At 40.9% G+C, this 19,165-nt stretch carries 15 protein-coding genes and 1 pseudogene; 5 read left to right on the forward strand and 11 right to left on the reverse strand.

Annotation, left to right across the window (positions count from 1 at the left end):
• Nucleotides 1-56: 56 nt before the first annotated feature.
• The 5 genes from OPS25_RS01940 to OPS25_RS01960 form a co-directional block, all read right to left on the reverse strand.
• Nucleotides 57-1,754 carry a glucosamine inositolphosphorylceramide transferase family protein gene (locus OPS25_RS01940; protein WP_265615963.1) on the reverse strand — a complete coding sequence of 566 codons (1,698 nt, stop codon included), beginning with the start codon at nt 1,752-1,754 and terminating at the stop codon, nt 57-59.
• A gap of 197 nt (nt 1,755-1,951) precedes the next feature.
• On the reverse strand, nt 1,952-3,715 hold the full coding sequence (locus OPS25_RS01945; protein ID WP_265615964.1) for a hypothetical protein: 1,764 nt from the start codon (nt 3,713-3,715) through the stop codon (nt 1,952-1,954).
• Complete coding sequence (locus OPS25_RS01950) at nt 3,687-4,997, reverse strand: O-antigen ligase family protein (RefSeq protein WP_265615965.1); 1,311 nt, start codon at nt 4,995-4,997, stop codon at nt 3,687-3,689. Before OPS25_RS01950 ends, OPS25_RS01945 begins: the two co-directional genes overlap by 29 nt.
• Entirely contained in the window at nt 4,994-5,554 is a 561-nt protein-coding gene (locus tag OPS25_RS01955) for an arsenate-mycothiol transferase ArsC (RefSeq protein ID WP_265615966.1), read from the reverse strand. Before OPS25_RS01955 ends, OPS25_RS01950 begins: the two co-directional genes overlap by 4 nt.
• Nucleotides 5,555-5,584: 30 nt before the next feature.
• On the reverse strand, nt 5,585-6,703 hold the full coding sequence (locus OPS25_RS01960; RefSeq protein WP_265615967.1) for a glycosyltransferase: 1,119 nt from the start codon (nt 6,701-6,703) through the stop codon (nt 5,585-5,587).
• A 107-nt stretch (nt 6,704-6,810) separates the two neighbouring features.
• On the opposite strand from OPS25_RS01960, the gene OPS25_RS01965 reads away from it, so the two are divergent.
• The 3 genes from OPS25_RS01965 to OPS25_RS01975 all read left to right on the forward strand — a co-directional run bounded on the left by OPS25_RS01965 (nt 6,811) and on the right by OPS25_RS01975 (nt 10,171).
• Complete coding sequence (locus tag OPS25_RS01965; protein WP_265615968.1) at nt 6,811-7,971, forward strand: carboxylate--amine ligase; 1,161 nt, start codon at nt 6,811-6,813, stop codon at nt 7,969-7,971.
• Between the two features lie 7 nt (nt 7,972-7,978).
• Complete coding sequence (locus tag OPS25_RS01970) at nt 7,979-8,959, forward strand: polysaccharide deacetylase family protein (protein ID WP_265615969.1); 981 nt, start codon at nt 7,979-7,981, stop codon at nt 8,957-8,959.
• Nucleotides 8,960-9,211: 252 nt separating this feature from the next.
• A complete protein-coding gene (locus OPS25_RS01975) occupies nt 9,212-10,171 on the forward strand; it encodes a hypothetical protein (protein ID WP_265615970.1) in 960 nt (319 codons plus the stop codon).
• Nucleotides 10,172-11,001: 830 nt separating this feature from the next.
• Here the strand turns inward: OPS25_RS01975 and OPS25_RS01980 are convergent.
• The 4 genes and pseudogenes from OPS25_RS01980 to OPS25_RS01995 form a co-directional block, all read right to left on the reverse strand.
• Nucleotides 11,002-11,226 (reverse strand): annotated as a pseudogene (locus OPS25_RS01980) (helix-turn-helix domain-containing protein); the annotation flags it as partial.
• Between the two features lie 133 nt (nt 11,227-11,359).
• Entirely contained in the window at nt 11,360-11,959 is a 600-nt protein-coding gene (locus OPS25_RS01985; protein WP_265615971.1) for a sulfotransferase family protein, read from the reverse strand.
• Nucleotides 11,960-12,155: 196 nt separating this feature from the next.
• The gene (locus OPS25_RS01990) at nt 12,156-13,133 is read right to left on the reverse strand and encodes a THxN family PEP-CTERM protein (protein ID WP_265615972.1); all 978 of its coding nucleotides are present in this window, start codon (nt 13,131-13,133) and stop codon (nt 12,156-12,158) included.
• A 157-nt stretch (nt 13,134-13,290) separates the two neighbouring features.
• A complete protein-coding gene (locus tag OPS25_RS01995) occupies nt 13,291-14,151 on the reverse strand; it encodes a ThiF family adenylyltransferase (RefSeq protein ID WP_265615973.1) in 861 nt (286 codons plus the stop codon).
• A gap of 379 nt (nt 14,152-14,530) precedes the next feature.
• On the opposite strand from OPS25_RS01995, the gene OPS25_RS02000 reads away from it, so the two are divergent.
• Nucleotides 14,531-15,805, forward strand: coding sequence for a nucleotide sugar dehydrogenase (locus tag OPS25_RS02000; protein WP_265615974.1), 1,275 nt, complete (start codon nt 14,531-14,533; stop codon nt 15,803-15,805).
• A gap of 8 nt (nt 15,806-15,813) precedes the next feature.
• A complete protein-coding gene (locus tag OPS25_RS02005; RefSeq protein WP_265615975.1) occupies nt 15,814-16,830 on the forward strand; it encodes an NAD-dependent epimerase in 1,017 nt (338 codons plus the stop codon).
• A gap of 9 nt (nt 16,831-16,839) precedes the next feature.
• Here OPS25_RS02005 and OPS25_RS02010 read toward each other — a convergent pair whose 3' ends face one another.
• Both OPS25_RS02010 and OPS25_RS02015 read right to left on the reverse strand, forming a co-directional pair.
• Nucleotides 16,840-17,658, reverse strand: a complete 819-nt coding sequence (locus tag OPS25_RS02010) for a PEP-CTERM/exosortase system-associated acyltransferase (RefSeq protein ID WP_265615976.1) — start codon at nt 17,656-17,658, stop codon at nt 16,840-16,842.
• A 217-nt stretch (nt 17,659-17,875) separates the two neighbouring features.
• On the reverse strand, nt 17,876-19,123 hold the full coding sequence (locus OPS25_RS02015; RefSeq protein WP_265615977.1) for a glycosyltransferase family 4 protein: 1,248 nt from the start codon (nt 19,121-19,123) through the stop codon (nt 17,876-17,878).
• Between the last annotated feature and the right edge of the window lie 42 nt (nt 19,124-19,165).

Below are 19,165 nucleotides of genomic sequence, written 5' to 3' on the forward strand. Positions count from 1 at the left end.
TAGGTAACAAAGTAAAAATCTAGAGGAGTAAGTCTGATGAATCGGCTGAGATTATCCTAGTTCTTAACCTCTTTATACTTAATATCTCTACAAAAATCGATTACCGCGTGCGTATCATTGGCATTAAAATGATGGGTACATGTCAATCCATCCTTAAATTTTGGATATACATCTTTAATGCGGCACTCTTTATATTCTTTTGTATTTAATAAGATCACTTTATTAACTCCAAAAGCTTTACCATAGTGATTTTTACCTTGGATTTGATTAATTCGATAAAGTTGATTTTGATGTCTAAAGAATCCACCGTTGCGTGCTTTTTCAGAGTCGAAGATGACAGGATTTCCTTTCGATAAGGGGGTCCACTTCTGGCTATCAAATCTATCAGAGTAAAACACATGTAATTCAGAGTGATGGTCGGTTGTCCCAGCGCTACAAATGTTTGTCAAAAGAAACCATTTCCCTTCATTCTCAATTATCATCGTATCGGCTGCAGAAACATTTCTCATCAAGGTAGTTTTAAACTTCCATTGGGTTGGAAAGTCGATACACTCGTATAACCTTATTTCATTTGCCTCATGTGACTCCGGAATCATATATATTTTTTTATTCGCTTTAAAAACAAAAGGGAAAGATAAATGATATGGTTCTTCAAGCACTATACCGTGATTTTTCAATTCGCCATGCTGAAGCTCATAAACAGAAATACGTCCTTTACGCGCTGCATAGTTAAAATCTTCGACGAAGATTACTGTTCTACCCTCGTGAGAAAGTACAAAAGGATCTGCGAGAAAGCTGCCCTCGGGATTATCAATCTCCTTGTATCGCCAAAGTGATTTCTTAAATTCATCATGTGTTGAATAGGCGACACTCCATCTGACAATTGAGGCGCCAAATAATTTATTCATAACGCGTTCTTTGAACAGCTTGGCGTGTACCTTATACAGATATTTAAGTAGCGGGGTAATTTTATCTATTTTGAGAAGTTGGTGATCATGTAATGTGGGCTCTTCTTCTGCGGGGAGTTCACCTGTTTGGGCAATTTGATCAAGTAGTTTGGTCATGAAGAAATTGGACTTATAGAGTAGGGCGGCATTATTTTCCATCCAGTTTGCGCGAGTCATTATATTTCCTCGTACCAGAACCTGCCCCCCATCTAATTCATTGGAAAGCTTCTGAATAATAAAACCGCTACTCGGCTCATCATTTAGAACTTCCCAGAATCCACTTGGACCGCCTCGATTTACTCTATTGTCTCCATGATGAAAAGATAGAACACCATAGGTTGGAGTGGATAAGATATCCCCTCTTAAAATCCCAGAACCACAACGCACGATACAGTCAAAATTCTCGTCGCTTATTTTTTCAATTTGTTCTGAAGAAAATTCCAGGAATAATTTGGATTTTGACCACGTGCCTTCAACTTTTAGGACTTCAATATCGCTCCGCTCGCGGACGTGATGCGTTTTGAAATGAAAAGGTTTCTTTCTTCTAATCGGCTTTCTCTCTAATTTTCTAATGAAACCAACCAGACTATCAATGGTTTGAGACTCAAGAGAGTTAATTAACTTGTTTTCAAAAATTGCAGCTCGTACCTTTTCCTTAAAGGTTTTTTTAGTTGGCTTTGGGCAATAACCAGTGATAATGACGGGGTTGGCGAAATATTCACTTTCTGCTACGTGTTTCACCAATTCATATGTATATGATGAAAAAGTGACGTTATCCACAAGAAAACCGACTTTAACTTTTCTCACTTCACTATTGCCCCGCTCAATTGGAAACTATGCTGTAACCTTTAACAATCCAACTACATAAATGACTGTATCATCACATTGGTTGAAGATCTCATAATTCTTTAAAGTTTTTAACGACCTATATGCGACCGCTCGTTACTATATTGTCCCATACTCACGTACATACATTATTAGAAAATAATGTGAACCATTCGTTGTCATTTATATAGGTGACTGGACGTTTGATAATCAATAGTCGCGATCCGGCCAAGCATTACTACCAAACTATAAGCGTCTTTATTGGCTTTTCTATACTCTGAGACAAACTGATGCATTGTTACTTTGTCCCAGAAAGCATTCTTTAAGTTGTCAATACATTGGTGGAAAACATCGGTGGTATTCAGAAATTGGAAATTGTTCCAACCCAAGCCTTTAGGTAACTTGCCTGTTGATTTAGCGTAAATTTGTTCCCCCGCTCTCCGCACAAATCGACTAAGTTCCTGCGTAAAAATTGAGGATTTTGCATTCACCAAGGTCGCCGCCAGCGGATAATCTAATAATGCCGGTTTGTACGATTCAAGCGTTGACTTACTTAATTTATACCCCACCCGGTGTCTGTATTTAAGCTGCAAAACTAACTGAGAAAACTGGGCATCCGCAAATGGGTGATGATAGCCAGAATGGGCGCTCGCTGTTTTTGTTTGTTTTGCCATGTATTGACGTTCAACGTGAAGCATTTTGAAACGTTCGCTCAGCTCCTGAATGCCTGATGTACCAGTAGCTGTGTATTCTTCGAAACAGGCTCGAAGTTCAGCTCTGAACTTCATCAGTAGTTCTTCAAAGTTGACTGAGTTTGGAATAAACCATGGCAAGCTTTTAAATCCGGGTAACATAAATTCAGCAAGTTGTTTTATTGCCTCAGTATCCGGAATTTTGTCTAGGCGGTTTGGCACTAACAAAGATTGTAATGTTCGTCTTTTTCTCCCTACACCGCGAACGATATTTATCCCATAGTGGCCAGAATAATGCTCAACAAACATGCCTGAGGCCATTGGTAAACCAGTCAACGAAGACACACATTTGCTGGCTTGGTACCAGTGAGGGAACAAGCACTGCCCAATTTGACATAGCATTTGGTCATTTAATTCAGGCCCAAAATGCGTCGCTTTTAGTGGCACAAAGCTCATTGGTGTAGCCAAGGTTTTACCCAGTTCTTTAGCAAGTCGTACTTCTCTACTGGCAATATCTCCGTGCGTATAGGTGTGTTTGATATATGAGCTTTCACTCATTAGCACTCTAGAATCCCAACCAGCTGAGAGCATCAGGGTGGAGCTGGGGGCGTCATTAAGCACCGCAATCAGTCTTTCGTTAACTGCCTGCTTAATTGACTCAACATCAGCGTCAGGATCACTTCGCCAGTGGTTACTTGTAATGGCTTTCAGATTCCCACGCTGTGAATTATAGGTGATAGTTTCTAACTCAGTGGTTTGGAATACATTGTTTAGCGATGTGCTATCTTTAAGGTGAGCGCCGATGGCGATAAAAGAATAAATGCCCAGTATATCGCTGGAACAATCAAAAAAACGGGAGAAATTATCAATCCTGTCTGTCACCCATAGTGACTTGCCAATTTGTGTATAAAAGATGGGTTCGGTGCCGAGAATATCTGTTTTTATGGTTAATTGCTTGTTTGAGCGATCAAAGACGATATTAGTTCCAGTTAATGATTCAACTGGCAAAGTAGCAAGTGTTTGCGGGGTACTTCTAAAAGATTGGTATAGATGTTTATCTCCTTTGTAGATAAATATTCTATGTGTTTGTATATCTACAAAAGTATTCTTAGAACAACGCTCATCGTAATAAAGAACGCACCCATCTTGTACAACCACGTTGTCGAAATTACTCTGCCAAGAGCAGTTAGTAGGATAAGGCGATATTTCCAGTAAAAAACCCTTAGAAGGCCTGACGCGGGATTGCTCCATGGCTAACACTATCCTTTTTATTATTGTACCTGTATGCAATGGTAATGCAGGTTTGGAAAGTGATCAGAATCCATAGAAAAGGGTAGTACCCTATTGTTACGAATTGACCTGCAATTACAAAGCCTAATATCGAAAGTTTGATGGCCTTCCATAAAACTTGAAAAAACTCATCTTCCTCCGAACGATTACCCACTTTAATTGGCAACTTTCGGATAAATGAGGCTAATAATATAAATATAAATATAGTTAATCCTATAAAACCTGCGTCCGTTCCGACCTGGAAAAAAATGTTATGTGGTAATTCGGCTTCACTGTAAAGAATATCCTCTGGATAATGCTTAGTAAAATACGGAATGAAGTTGTAGTATCCAACCCCCAAAGCTGGGTGCTCTTTCATCATCTCCCAGGCATTTTCCCAATATAGCATTCGCTGTATTGACGTTTTATCCTCACCAATAGAAGTAAATCTTTCTTTTTGTTCTATGGGAAGGACCTGCCATCCAATCCACCCAATTAACGTGAGCGATATGAGAATTTTGGGTTTAAATATTTTTCGCCAAAACATTATGAATAATTGTGCTACCAAAGCAAGTTGAGCTCCACGACTACTACTCCCGAGAATAGTTAGTACCGGACATACCGCTGACGCTAATAGAATATACTTTTCCCACACGCGCACATCATTTTTATAAAGATTGTAAAGGTAATAGCCCATTGGAAATAACAAGAGCATTAATACTGCGAGCTCTCCTGAGTTTTCAAAATAACCGGTAGGTCCTTTCAAACCCCACGACGTGAAACCAAAACCTCGCATCGCCCAGTTTTTAGAAGTACCAATAGCAATTTTTAAGGAGCATAGAAACAAAACCAAGAAAAACACATAGATCCGTTCTTTCGTATTAACAATTGTGGTGGCAATAAACATGATTATTACCCATTGGATAAAAAAGATGTAGTAATCCGTCGACCATGACACGTCAAACGCGACTAAAAAGGATAGATGTATTGCAATACAAAAAAGTGTTACCAACATGTGCATGCCAGTAAAACGAAATGAGGCTTTATTATCGAAGAAACTAAAAATCAGGGCTGAGATAAGGCACACTTTGGCCCAAGGCAGGAAATCGATTACTGGGAAAATATGTTGGGGACGAAAAAATTCTACGAATAAATAAGCGCAAATTGCTTTAAAAGCAAGACTTTCACTTTTGAAAAATGTCCAGAGATTTTTTATTTGTAAAAACTTTAGGTCATCAAAAGTTAAAGGTGTTGACTGCTTCATACTTTCAAACCCAAATCACTGATTAATTTTTTAGTCGCAAACTCAATACTTTTCAAGCACTTTACAAAAAAGTGATCATTTGTATTGTAAGGATCATGCAGATAAACGGTTTTACTTTGGGATAGCAAACCAATTAACACTTTTTTGCTATTAGGAAATAGTGCTTCTAATTCGAGCAGGTGGGCCGGTTCCATTACAACCAAAAGGTCTGAATCTAGCGGCGAGTATTTACTTATATGTTGGGAACGATGTGTTGTTAGATCATATCCTAATTCTTTAGCAAATTTTAGTGTACGCTCAAAAGCAGGATCATCCCCTCTACAATGTAAGCCATATGAAACAGCAGGAAACTTCTCACGTAGACTTACCGCCTCGCCAAAGGGGCTTCGGCATATATTTCCACTGCAAATAAATACTAAGCGCTCCACATCTTTGAACTCTCCGTGTGCGGCATTGTTATAATTTCCAAAGATATTTTTTATTCCAAAAAAGACATACCTTAGCAGACCTTTTTTTGAACCGAACTCGTTTGCTATATATTGAGTAACACTTAACATCAAATTTCTACTGCCTGAGTAACACTATATTTATAATGGAAATGTACTGTCCACTTTTCTGTAAATTGCAATATATGAATCTGTCATCGCATCTAGCGAGAACGCTGAATGTACGCGCTCAATCGCAGAAGTGATCACCATCGTATCAGATCCTAAGCGTTTGATAAGCGATTTCATAGCACTGGCAATACTTCGTGAATCAATTTCAACCAGTGTTCCTTGCTGAGGAGCGGTAATAATTTCCTCAGGCCCTCCACACTTAGTACAAATTACTGGTAAACCGCACGCCATCGCTTCAATTGTACTGATAGAAAAACCTTCAGCATCTGAAGTCAAAATGAAGGCATCAAGAGAGTTAAGATAAGTGGGAGTATCTTCAACGAACCCGATAAAATGTATATTGTTTTGAAGATTCAAAGTAGATATTTGGTGATCTAGTTGCTGTCGAAGGCTTGTTTTGGGATCTCCTGCAATAACTATCGCGATTTTAATTTTGGTTTGCAGAAGGTTATGAGCTGCATCAATTAAAAGATCATACCGTTTAGCAGAACGAATATTACCCAACGCACCAAATACAAAAGTATCGTCGGGGATTGACAAAGACTGTCTTAAAGTGGAGGTTCTTGCAGGGATATACTTATCCACATCAATGCCGTTATAAATTACTGATGTCTTCGATGGAATAAGTAGAGCTTGTTCTTCAATTTTTTGCGCCAGTGAGTGACTCACCGAAATAAAATGAGATATACCTGTGCGCATGAACCATAATTTGAGAGCCTTAAACCTTTCATTAGGCGCAACATCCACCATTCCATGGTACGTAGCCACAACAGGAATTCGCATGATCAATCCCACAATACTAGCATAGACATTTGAGCCAAGAAGATGTGATTGAATTAAATTAACCCGGTGTTGTTTGATAATTGAGCATAGTTTTTTGATTAATTTGAAGTTAAAACTTCCTTTTGAATCAATGATAATAGGCTCTAAGCCTTTTTTTCTTAATTTTTGAGCTACATAGCCCTCTCCGCGTATGACTACTACTGATTCAATTTCAGTAGAACGAATCCGGTCAGCTAAAGCTATAAAAACTTCTTCCGCCCCACCTGGGCCGGTAGTATCGATTAAGTGTAAAATCTTGTAAGTCATGTTAAAAAATATCAGGCATAATGGCTGAAATAACAATAGTATTATTTGTCAGTGGCGAAGCATAACAGGCAATCGTGCTGCTGCATACCAATCAAAGTTGTACAATCATGGAAAAAAAATCAATTCTGATCTTTGACGCCCAGCAACGCAGTGCTTTGGCTGCAACGCGTTCCTTAGGAAAGCGTGATGACGCGATAGTTTATACGACTGATTCCTCTTCAGATTCTTTGGCCGGCTCATCAAAATATTCGAAAGAATATTTGCAATCACCTGATCCCGTGGAAGACACCGGAGAATTTATTCTGTGGTTAAAAAATATTATTGAAACCAAAAAGATTGATTTTTTGCTTCCTGTAACTGAAGTTAGCAGCAGGACCTTGCTGGAAAACTATCAGCACTTTAACACGGTCAAACTGCCCTTTGCAGACTTGGAAACAGTTCTTCAATTGAGTGATAAAAATCGATTAGTTGAACTTGCAGATTCTTTAGATGTTCCAGTTCCTACCTCGATAGTTTGCGGTAATGCAGAAGAAGCTTTGAAGCAACCTATAACTTTTCCATGTGTACTGAAACCGTCCTTGTCAAAAGTCTTGGTTGATCAAAGATGGGTCAGTACGCAAGTGCATATTGTTCATACACAAACGCAGATGGAGCAAGCTCTCCAGCATTCTTATTTTCGGTTCCCCTTTATGGTCCAACAATATATTGACGGACAAGGGGCAGGTATATTTTGTTACTATCAAAAAGGTGAACCCAAAGCTTACTTCGCGCACAAACGAATTCGTGAAAAACCACCTTCAGGGGGAGTGAGTGTCCTAAGTGAAAGTGTAGAAGTGCATCCGATCATGAAAGAGCATGCCACTCGCTTACTGGATAGCGTTAAATGGCATGGTGTCGCAATGGTTGAATTCAAGGTAGATGATCAAGGGACCCCTTATTTAATGGAAATTAACACCAGACTTTGGGGCTCTCTGCAACTTGCCATTGATGCCGGAGTCAATTTTCCTCACCTGTTACTTGATGGTGAATATGGAGTTTTAGCTGAACAATCGCACTTCAAAGTGGGTGTTCAGCTTAGGTGGCTATTAGGTGATCTTGACAATTTATATCTAAATTTAAAAGATAGAAATCAAACGCTGCCAGCGAAAATTTTCCATATGTTTAATTTTTTTACACCCAAGTTTGTTCACCGAAAGCATGAAATAAACCGTCTTGAGGACTTAGGTCCGTTTAAATATGAGTTAAAAAAGTATTTCTCTAGAAGTTGAGTGAATAATGAAAACAATGATTAAAAAGTTTCTACACGGAATTGTGGGTAGCATCGGTTGGCGAATAGCGAAACTGGGGGACAAAAAGCTTATTATATTGATGTACCATAGAATCTTGCCGTCCTCCGACGAACGATATCGATTTGAAGAGCCTGGTATGGTTGTATCTTACGAATCATTTCGAATGCATATGCAAGTTATAACCGACGAAGGTATTCCCGTTGTGACGCCTGAGGCATGGCTAGAGAAGAATGAAAACGAACGCCCCCCTGTTGCAATAGCAATAACATTTGATGATGGATGGCTCGATAATTATCAATACGCCTTTCCTGTTTTAAAAGAATTTGGTTTTGTTTCGACGCTCTTTGTTGTTACAGATTATCTAGGCTGTCCTGCACCATTTTGGCCTAATCGAGTGCTCCGACTACTGCTTGATAAAAACTCAGTTATCTCTGAAGAATGGCATGACTTAGTTAATATGATGCCGTCTAAACCAGTATTACCCATGTCCAGAGATGAGGCGGCGCACGTAATTGCTTCGCTGAAACATTATAGCGACGATGATATTTATCGAGCGTTAAATAAAATACCTTCTTCTATCTCAGGGCAAATTGAGATGATTAGTGCAGATCAATTATTGGAAGCTAAAGCCACGATGGGAGTTGAGGTTGGCTGCCACACCCGTCGGCATTATCGATTGCTTGAGGGTTTGGAAGAGTCGTTGTTGCAAGAGGAAATTGTGGAAAGTAAAGAGATACTCAAAAGCATTATCTCTGAAGATCCCACTACATTTTGTTTCCCCAACGGCGATTACAGTAGCAGAGCGCTGAAGATGGTTAGAGAAAATTATGTGGCTGCTGTTACAACAGCTCGCGGACATAACATCTCAGGTAATGTCGATAAACATCAGCTAGTTAGGATTGGGGTGCATAACGATATCAGCGATACACCGTTAAAATTTAAGGCGAGATTATCCACTTTTATGTAAAAATGATGCCCCGATACTCTGCTATAACGAGGGATACCCGTGCAACATTTACCTTAGAAACTAATCAAGCTACTATGGAAAATAAGATGTTTAATTTTTATTCTGGTCATGAGTTATTTTATGGTAGATCTATTTTTTGGAAATCGAAAGACACGCGCGCACTATAGAGCGCTGTTACTCTCATCGTTATTTATAATCGCGTCCCCATATACTCAAGCCATAGAATACGAAAGTTGCGAGGTGCCTGCGCCGTTGGCATCTTGGGATTTTAATGCTGGAGAGCATCCTGATTCAGGTACGGCTATCGTTGAATGGAAAAATGATCACGGGGGAGTGAAGTCAATTCCTGGAACTGATTTGCAAGGGATCGAGTTCTTTTTTCGGGGTAAGGATTTTGACAAAGACGCAACATCTGAATGGCGATTTGAAATTAAGCAACCTCAAGCCCACACCTTTGAGTACCTAAAATTCCTGCAACCTTCTAATTTTTACCATCGAGCGGTGATTGCAATAACAGCAGCCGAGTCGCTAAATGAAGCCGAGTGGAATGTGGGTGATACCGTTGAAAATGACAAAGGCATAAAAGGGAAAGTAGCTGGGGTAGACGGCGACGAGTTATTTATTATCGATTATGAACAACGGTTTCCACTTCACTGGGGAAAAGACCGATTAATTAAAAATTTGAGCACTTCTGCCACATTTCACAGTGAAAAAAGTAGGGAATTCGTTAACAACAACAAATTCTCGACCCAATGGCAAGGCAAATATTCAAATGGTGGAATGACACTTGAGACTCACTCCGTTACGCCACTTAGTGGAGGTGAGGTAGGCGTAGGATTTTGTCGCCCGGTTGTAAATACATCGAATGTCCACAAAACTTCGGGAACGGTCAAGAATGCTTTTTTCGATAATGAGCAAGGAGCATGTTTTAACCCAGATAATAATGGCAAAATTGTAGAATTTGTCATCGAACGTAAGCGTTCTTCATCTTTAACGGCAAGGGACGGCGGTTATAGAATTTGGCGTAAAGTTGAAGATGGTGAGTGGGAGTTAGTGTTTATGAATATGCAACTTCAAAGTTACGTACAGGGAGCGAATTATTTTGATAACGGTTATGTAATGGGGTGGTCAAATAGTGGATATGATGAGGACACGACATTTTGGTTACTGGAATGGCAATTGTGGAATCAAAAACCTGATTTCCTTAAGTGACCTCTACCCAGAAATTACACCACGATATTGATGAGGTTTATAATTAATGTGTCACAATGGAAAACGCAGAATTTAAAAACGTTACAGCTAAAAAAATTTTCAAGTCCGTCAAACGCCATGAAGCTGGTGTAAGGTAGAGTATATGTGCTGCGACATGCGAACTCGTGCGGGACTTTTTTAGTTAGTGAAATGAATATACAGGTCTATAAATTAGTGGAACCAAGCGTCTTAAATAACACTAGTCTGAGACAAATAAGCTTAAGATAGTGCTTTCTGAACAGTGGTCGAAAGTGGAAACAATAAAAGACGTGCGTTTAACAAAGAGGTAAAACCATCAGAAAGAAGGCCTGTTAACCATTACCTAATTGAGTCATCCATGCTTCGTGGGCGGATTGCATATAAGCATTCTGACCGCAATTTGGAAATCGTCACGAAGCGAAGCCAGATGGACCTGTAGACTCACGCATGAAGGATTTGGTGGCACAGAATCCTAGGTATGCATGTTCAATGCACATGTTTTGACACAGAGAGAATACTTTGCTGACAACCGCAAGTACACGTATAGTCTTTATAGCAAAGGGACGTTGTAAGAGCGCAAAATGAAGCGGAAGAAACTAACTAGGTCAAGAAAGACGATTGAAGGGCAATAGGGCGAGAACAGAGATGCTGTATGGATTTCGTATCTGTTCAGCTTAGTAAGGGCAGACGGATAACAGGGTTGAGTATGGCCGATGATTATTCTCTGAAATGTTCGGACAGCTAGGTTCTCTCCGTTCTCAATTGTTGTCATCTTGCACGTTTCCTCCGTTAGTTCAGTGAACCATGTGGTAGGCCTGCTCGGTCTGTTCATCGAATCTGTTTTTGAGATTAGGAGTACGTCTTGAGCGGTTCATCAGTGAGTCGACACCTCCTTTCTCAACCAGTTCCTGGTACCGAAAGAACGTGTCGCGGGATACGCCCATCACTTTACAGGCCTTTCAAACATTACCCAGCTCTTCAGCCAGATTTAACAGACCTGCTTTGTGTTTAATGATTGGATTGCTAGTATGTAACATGAGAGTTACATATTTTGTTTTGATTAAAGATTCGACACCTTTATCAAAACGGGTAACTCTCAACTTTTCAAGAAGATGTGTCAGATCTGGTCGGAACTAATTCAATTTAACAGTTCGAGAAGTTGTATTTTATTTAACGAGATATAAAACTTTTAGCCTTGAGTTTAATATTGTTTATATTGAAGCGACTGCGTTCGCTAGCCCTATTAACATTGGGAAATGGCTCACGAGGAATCGCTTTACCTAAGAAAGGACAGAGCTTTTCCCATCCATCACCCTCGGTAAAATTCATAATTAATAAATCATTGGGTCTGTCGCTAAAATATTCAATGACTTCAGCGTTATGTTGATTAAAGCGATTTAGATATAACTCTTCATTGCCTTTTGGACAGCCTTTTCCATAAATCCACTCTCTCATCGGTGTGCTTTTTTTACCGAAATGGTTAACCAGGCTCTTCACCCATGCTTGTGGATCACGAACGCTAAGCACAAATTTACTACCTGGAAACGCTTTATCGACTTCTTTATAGATTATTGGCCAGGGGTTATCCTGAAAGGCATCAAATTTCTCGGCTCTTTCCATTGCCAATTTTAAGACATTTTCGGCAATGTTTTTGTCTGTTACACCATCTGGTCCCGTTACCGAATACCCGAGCTTTCGCATTGCAACAGTAAAGCTTGAAGTTCCCGTCTTGTGAAAGCCAATACAAAAAACTTTAGTTTTATTAGTCACGCCTGTACTTCCTTAAATAATGCTCGCCAAGCGACTTATCAAAATTTGTTTACTCTTAAAGTAAAAATAACACAGGCAGTTGGTAAATTGATACAAGTAAGCCTTAAAAACTTCCCAACTGATTGTTTACTATGATTCAATAAATCGAATAAACAAAAAAGCCGCCATGATGGCGGCTTTTATTAGTTAGAAGCGATTATTTAAACTTTCTGCGAGAGAAACCAGCAAGGCCTAGTAAGCTCACCGCAAATACAGCAAGTGTTGAAGGCTCTGGCGCGTCGATAGCACGAACTGCGAATTGTGCGTTAAGAATGTTCACACCGTTTTCACGGGTAACAAAGCCTACGCCTTCGTCATCAAAAGTAACATCTAGACCACTCAAGCGAGTGATTAGCTCGTAATTTCTGTGATACTCAGAGGCATCTACGCCAGTAACAGTGAATTTAACTGAAAAGTCGATAAACCCTTCGCCAGAATCTACGATGTTGAGATCACCTGCACCATCGAAACCAACAATTTTAAAGATGTCTGAACAGCCGTTTTCATTAACTGAACCAGGTGTACGAGAAGGAGGTCCAAACGGACAAGTACCATCAGCGTCTAGGCCACCATTAGGCGTTTCCCAAAAATCTACCATGAATTCAAGCTCAGGCGCGTTGACTACTACACCCTCTGGCGCAACTGCTTCGAGTCTTAGACCATCACGAATGCTAACGGTGTCTAACATTTCACCAGTAATCGGGAAATTATTGTGACGTACTGCAGTTCCCTGTTTGAATGCAGTTGTGTAATCACCGCCGATGGCCACGGTCATCGCATTCCCTTGCGGAGCGCCTCCGTTGATATCTACCATCATACCATCTTCGTCCCAACTCTGAGTGGTCTCATTGCTAACCGGAGAGTTGATACTCAGACAGCTTTGGTCGTTGTTGGCATTAACGGGATCACCCCAACAAAGGTTATCAGGGAGCGCGCCGGTAGATAAAATAGACGTGCCACCATCTGAGCTGTCACCCGATGCTTCAAGTGAATTTGTTCCAGAACCAACCGTCGTCCAATTAGAAAAACCCGCTTCGTTTATGAATGACCATTGTTCAATTAATACTGGATCAGCGTAAGCTGAAGTGCTTGCAGTTAAAACAGTTGCTGCTGCGATTAGATTTAACTTTTTCATACTCTTTCGATTCCTTTTCTTCTTACGAAAAATTTGTTTGCTTTACGCCCCGCTTAAAGTGGTGCATAGCTCATGCCAAATGATTAAGTGTATGAAAATGCTAATAAAAAAAAGTTGATCTTTTTTTGAAATTCTGGTTTTGTAAAAAAAGCCGACATTATTTTGGATTGAGCGCGATTCGTTTGGCAATTTTAAACATGATTTTTGCCATTAACCCTCGATTGCCCATTGGTCGCCAGGTTTTTACCATCTTGTTACGATAGGCATCAAAGTGGATTCCATAGGGGGCACTCACCACAGGCCCTCGCCTTAATAGTATTTTCAGGGCATATGACTCAGCCATACCAGCGCATAGATTTACCGCCATCACGGTAGACGGGCCTTTTTGCGCCTGAAAATCGACAGTGGAATCATCAACCAGATAACTACGCTGAAGCATTGCGGGGGATAGGCCGATAAGAAATTGAATAAGTTGTTCTTCTTCAGTCTTTTTATCTTCGAATCTAAAGTATTCTTCGTAAGTCATTTGCCCAGGCATAAAACATAGTAACGCACACCCTAAGCCTAGTGGTGCTGCGGTAACAACAGGTATGCCCAGTTCATAACAGCGTTTAAAAACGAGTTTGCGCGCTGCCAAGGCAAAGAAATCCAGGCTATCAATATAAAGATCAACATCCTTTAAAAAGTCGTCCACATTGGATTCGTTTATCCCCGTGGGGAAGGAGTTTACCTGCATTTCAGGATTAATATCTTTTACCATTTCATCCATTACCTGACACTTATCCCGGTCAAGCGTAGACATAAACGCACCAAACTGACGGTTAAAGTTGTGAATATCATATTGATCGAAGTCAGATATATTGAGTGCACCAATTCCCATCCGGGCCAGGGTTAACATGTGTAAGCTTCCTACGCCACCCGCACCCGCTACCGCTACGCGCGCCTTACGCAGTATTTCTTGCTCTTCCTGCGTTACCCAACCTATGTTACGCGAAAAGGCCTTGTGATAGTTAAACATGGAGCTCCTCACTAATATGTATTACGTAATCTAATCATCGCGTAACCACCAAAAAATGAGGTGTTAAATTTTTTGACAGTCACAACGTTTTAAGCGTTTTGCAAAGTATACAACTGATGCCAGGTCACTTCATTTACTAATTTTTACGCAGTCTCACTCACAATCGGTCTAGTATAACCTTGGCATCGAAGGTTTGTGATATATCTTAGTTTGTTTACCCACCCTGTGATCTTTTAATCTTTAAATTCGTTAAGTGTTAAACAAAAATACTGCGCTTAGTACGTTAATGATTTTCCATCCCGGATAAACTATGACATTATCTTTGGCAGTTTTTATAGTTAACAAAAATCACTAAACATTCTTCTTGGTAGTTAATGATATGGCACATGATTTTAAAAAAATTGGTATAGTCGGTTTGGGCTATGTGGGATTACCGCTTGCGGTCGCGTTTGGTCGAAATGATGCCACACTGGGTTTTGATGTTAACCAAAAAAGAATTAAGCAACTTCAAGAAGGGGATGACTTAACCGAAGAGGTGACAAAAGATGAACTCGCTGCGGCTACATATTTGTCTTTTTCTGCCGAACCGGATGCACTCAGTGAATGTGATGTCATTATAGTAACTGTCCCGACGCCTATCTATCAGAATAAACAACCCGATTTCACTCCACTCATCAAGGCAAGCGAAACCATCGGTAAATATATCCAATCTGGTACTGTTGTCGTGTACGAGTCCACTGTGTTTCCTGGCGCCACAGAAGAAGTGTGTTTACCTGTCATTGAGAAAGTGTCCGGGAAAAAGTTAAATCAAGATTTTTTCGCGGGTTATAGCCCTGAACGGATTAATCCAGGCGATAAAACCCGTAAGCTTGCCAGTATTGTTAAAGTCACCTCAGGCAGCACCCCTGAAGTTGCAGAGCGTGTAGATAATTTGTATAAGTCGGTGATTACGGCAGGTACCCACAAAGCATCGTCAATTAAGGTCGCAGAGGCATCCAAAGTTATCGAAAATACCCAGCGAGACCTGAATATCGCGTTAATCAATGAGTTCGTCATGATATTTGAACGCATTGGTATTGATACGGAAGAAGTGTTGGAAGCTGCAGGAAGCAAATGGAACTTTTTACCCTTCAGACCTGGATTGGTAGGTGGCCATTGTATCGGCATTGACCCATACTACTTGGTGCACAAGGCCGAAGAGGTGGGTCATCATCCCGATGTTATTTTAGCTGGTCGCCGTATTAATGACAGAATGGGTGAATATGTGGTTAATCGCCTGATAAAGGCGATGATCAAAAAAGACATTAAGGTGAGTGGCTCAAATGTATTGTTGCTCGGCATTACCTTTAAAGAAAATTGTCACGATATTCGCAATTCAAAAATTGTCGATATTGCGCACGAGTTACAGGATTACAATGTCAATCTTGATATCTGGGATCCGTGGGCAAGAGCGGATGAAGTCAAACATGAGTACAATCTTGATTTGGTAGAAACTCCCGTTTCAGGTAAGTACGACGTTGTCATTGCTGCGGTAGGCCATAACGAGTTCAAAGCTTTAGGCGCACAAGGTTTGGCGGAGCTTAAGAAAGATGGTGCGTTAGTATTTGACCTGAAATATATCTTCGACAAGAAGATCGTTGACGAACGACTCTAAGGAATCGTATGCATATTCTGGTTACTGGCGCTGCGGGTTTTATCGGCGCCGCCGTTTGCAAAAAATTACTCTCTCGAAATGATACGGTAATCGGCATTGATAACTTAAATGATTATTATGATGTGTCACTAAAACAGGCTCGTCTCAACTCCATCCAGGAAAATTTTCCAGCTGATAAATTTCAGTTTGTGGAAATGGGAGTTGAAAATCGAGATAAAATGGAAACGTTATTCAAAGCGCAGGAATTCGATCGCGTGGTGCATCTGGCTGCTCAAGCTGGGGTGCGTTATTCAATTGAGAATCCGCACGCTTATATTGATTCCAATATAGTGGGGTTCATGAATATCCTCGAGGGGTGCCGGCACAATAACGTTGAACATTTGGTGTACGCTTCTTCCAGTTCGGTTTATGGCGCCAATGAGGAGATGCCATTTTCCGAACGTCATAATGTTGATCATCCCGTTAGTCTTTATGCCGCCAGCAAAAAGTCTAATGAGTTAATGGCGCATACTTACAGTCATCTTTATCAGCTACCTACAACAGGCCTACGCTTCTTCACAGTATATGGCCCGTGGGGCCGCCCCGACATGGCACCGATGAAGTTTACGCGGGCTATCCTGGCTGGTGAACCTATCAAAGTGTTCAATTACGGTAATCATCGACGGGACTTTACCTATATTGATGATATCGTGGCGGGGGTGGTACATGCGTTAGATAATGTTGCTCAAGCTAATTCCGACTGGCAAGGGCAAGAGCCTGATCCGGCAAGCAGCAAGGCTCCTTATCGGGTATATAATATTGGGGCGCAAACGCCTGTTCATTTATTAAGTTTTATCGAAACGCTTGAAAATGAACTGGGTGTCGAAGCTGAAAAAGAAATGCTGCCAATGCAACCTGGCGATGTGCCTGATACTTATGCGGATGTCACACTGCTGCAAGAGGCAACGGGTTACAAGCCTTCTATACCAATAAGTACCGGAGTCAGTGAGCTAGTAAAATGGTATCGAGAGTACTATCAGGTATAGTACATCTGATTAGTCTTGCTTCCTGATTTGTTCACGAATTTGATGAAGCATTTTTGCAAAGTTAGGTTTCAAGCTGTTTTGCAATAGAGGTTGATTAATATAGTAGGGTGCGCGACGACCGTGATAGTCAATAACCGGCCCTATTTGCTCGAATTTAATCCCCACAAAACTCATGCTTCGGGCCAGGCGTGGCTCCATCATAACATAAGCATGCTGCACCCCACGTTCGATCGCGGTGGCCGCTGCGGCAAAGTATAGACCTACGGCAATAAACGGAAAGCAGCGAAGTTCTATTTCCGAATAGGTTTGCTGGTTAATAACACCCACCGCGGCCCCATCGTACTTATCCATTTCCCGTCGACGAAAACGTCTGGGTACAGCAAGACGGGAAATTTCACAAATATTTTTACGGTTAAAATTGCGAGGGTTTAATGAATCATTGTTAATTGAAGAGATACAATACTTTTCAATCGGCAGTTCCTGTCCCTCTTCCAGTGGACGGACTAAGCGTACTGTTCCTGCAAATTCATCGGTGGTGGAATGCTTAATCAAACAATGAAGCGAATAGGCATCGAACTCATCCGTTTCCATGCCCGATTCTCTGACGTCTTCGAACTTTAACTCATCACAATAGACATTATGACGGATCCGATAAGAAATCTCTTCTAATTCACCAGAAGAGGCAATAACGGGTTGAAGGTAACTGGAAAAATGGCGGGCAATATATTTCGACTCGCCATACTGGCGATAGCTTTTATAGAGTTTGCCGATGCTGCTGGTTTTCAATTTACGTGATAACGAGCCAAGCATTTTATCTTTAGAAACCATTCTTTTACTACTGCGTCCTCAGATTGCTACCGTTACTGCTTAAAAAGTATAGCGTTAATTCCACGTTTCACTAATTTGATGTTGCATTAATTCGATCAGCTCATCGAAACACTATTTTATACGTACTTCTTTTTATTCATTTTTGGTGAGTGAACGATAGCGTTCAGTGAATATATCCTGATAACGACACTAGCACCAGTTCTTCTCTTCTGGCAACTTAATTATGTTCCTTTATTGAGCAAGAATAGTTCTGTGAAATCGTTTTAGCGTCATATTTTTGCGCAATTAATTGTCTTCCTTTTTGACCCACAGACTCTGCATCGACATTGCCGTCCACTAGATCACAGATGGCGGCGAAAATCGCTTCAGTCGAATTTACCACAAAGCCACTTTCCATATGAGTGACTGATATCCCTTCAAACGCTATATCCGAGCCAATAACGGGTAACCCATAATTCATTGCATCGAGCACTTTAAGCTTGGTACCACCACCATCTCGTAACGGGCACAAAAACGCCTGAGCGTTCTGGTAAAAAATATCAATGTCGTCCACATAACCATGGATGGTCACAAACTCATATTGGCTGGCCAGGTTGCTGACCGAGGCCGCTGGATTTTTTCCGATAATATCGATGTGCACAGCTATATTATGTTGACGAATCAATGGACAAATTGCTTCCAGAAGAAAAGTGATCGCATCGTGATTGGGATACCAGTCCAGCCCGCCGATAAATAATAACTTACCCTGCTGAGGGGTGCGCGTTACCTTTTCTTTATACGCCACTCCATTTGGTACTACCTCAACATTCATACCGGGCTGTAAGTGATTCAATGCTTCTTTGTCTTCGGGGGAACATACGATGTGGTGACGGTAATGGCGCATCATCTGGGCGTCAAACTGGGCAATTTTTTTTGCTTCGATGGCATAGTAGTGTTTTTTGGCCCAGTGCGTTTCTTTTTCTGCACGACGCTGCATCATGATATGCTCGGCATTATGATGATTGATGACCGTTTTGTCTGCCGGCAACGCAGTTCCAAAATCACCTAACAAACCCATTGTATCCACATGAATATAGTCGAAATTTTCGTAATCTACTTGGTTAAGGGCATTTGCCAGTTCACGGCTATGAAGCCAGTTAACTGAGTAAGGCTTTGACGACGCAAGAGACAGACCTGCTGTGGTGAGGCGATGCCACTTGGTTTTTTCATTGTCCATTGTGAAAAAGTGAATTTGCGCCCCTTTACTTTCAAAAAATCTTTTCGCTTCAGCCAAGCCTTGCTCAACGGACTCAAAATAAGGGGTTAGCAAACGGGGTTGGACTAAACACATTAGGGTAACGTCATGGTCAACCAATACTTTTTCCAAAAGCCCGTATGTGCGTATCAGTAACCCACCTTTTGGGGGGTAGGGGACAAAGTGATTGATCCATAAAACGCGTTTCTTGTGAACGGGATGACTGCTCATAAACTTCCCTTAATTTGCTGCAAACGAGATAAGCGAGGTAAG

The sequence above is a fragment of the Alteromonas aquimaris genome, assembly GCF_026183695.1.
GTDB classification, from domain to species: domain Bacteria; phylum Pseudomonadota; class Gammaproteobacteria; order Enterobacterales; family Alteromonadaceae; genus Alteromonas; species Alteromonas aquimaris.

Coding starts and splice junctions, on each gene's coding strand:
- OPS25_RS01995 (WP_265615973.1), bottom strand. CDS start 14,151: ATGTTTAACTATCACAAGGCCTTTTCGCGTAACATAGGTTGGGTAACG.
- OPS25_RS01970 (WP_265615969.1), top strand. CDS start 7,979: ATGAAAACAATGATTAAAAAGTTTCTACACGGAATTGTGGGTAGCATC.
- OPS25_RS02000 (WP_265615974.1), top strand. CDS start 14,531: ATGGCACATGATTTTAAAAAAATTGGTATAGTCGGTTTGGGCTATGTG.
- OPS25_RS01950 (WP_265615965.1), bottom strand. CDS start 4,997: ATGAAGCAGTCAACACCTTTAACTTTTGATGACCTAAAGTTTTTACAA.
- OPS25_RS02010 (WP_265615976.1), bottom strand. CDS start 17,658: ATGGTTTCTAAAGATAAAATGCTTGGCTCGTTATCACGTAAATTGAAA.
- OPS25_RS01960 (WP_265615967.1), bottom strand. CDS start 6,703: ATGACTTACAAGATTTTACACTTAATCGATACTACCGGCCCAGGTGGG.
- OPS25_RS01955 (WP_265615966.1), bottom strand. CDS start 5,554: ATGTTAAGTGTTACTCAATATATAGCAAACGAGTTCGGTTCAAAAAAA.
- OPS25_RS02005 (WP_265615975.1), top strand. CDS start 15,814: ATGCATATTCTGGTTACTGGCGCTGCGGGTTTTATCGGCGCCGCCGTT.
- OPS25_RS01990 (WP_265615972.1), bottom strand. CDS start 13,133: ATGAAAAAGTTAAATCTAATCGCAGCAGCAACTGTTTTAACTGCAAGC.
- OPS25_RS01945 (WP_265615964.1), bottom strand. CDS start 3,715: ATGGAGCAATCCCGCGTCAGGCCTTCTAAGGGTTTTTTACTGGAAATA.
- OPS25_RS02015 (WP_265615977.1), bottom strand. CDS start 19,123: ATGAGCAGTCATCCCGTTCACAAGAAACGCGTTTTATGGATCAATCAC.
- OPS25_RS01965 (WP_265615968.1), top strand. CDS start 6,811: ATGGAAAAAAAATCAATTCTGATCTTTGACGCCCAGCAACGCAGTGCT.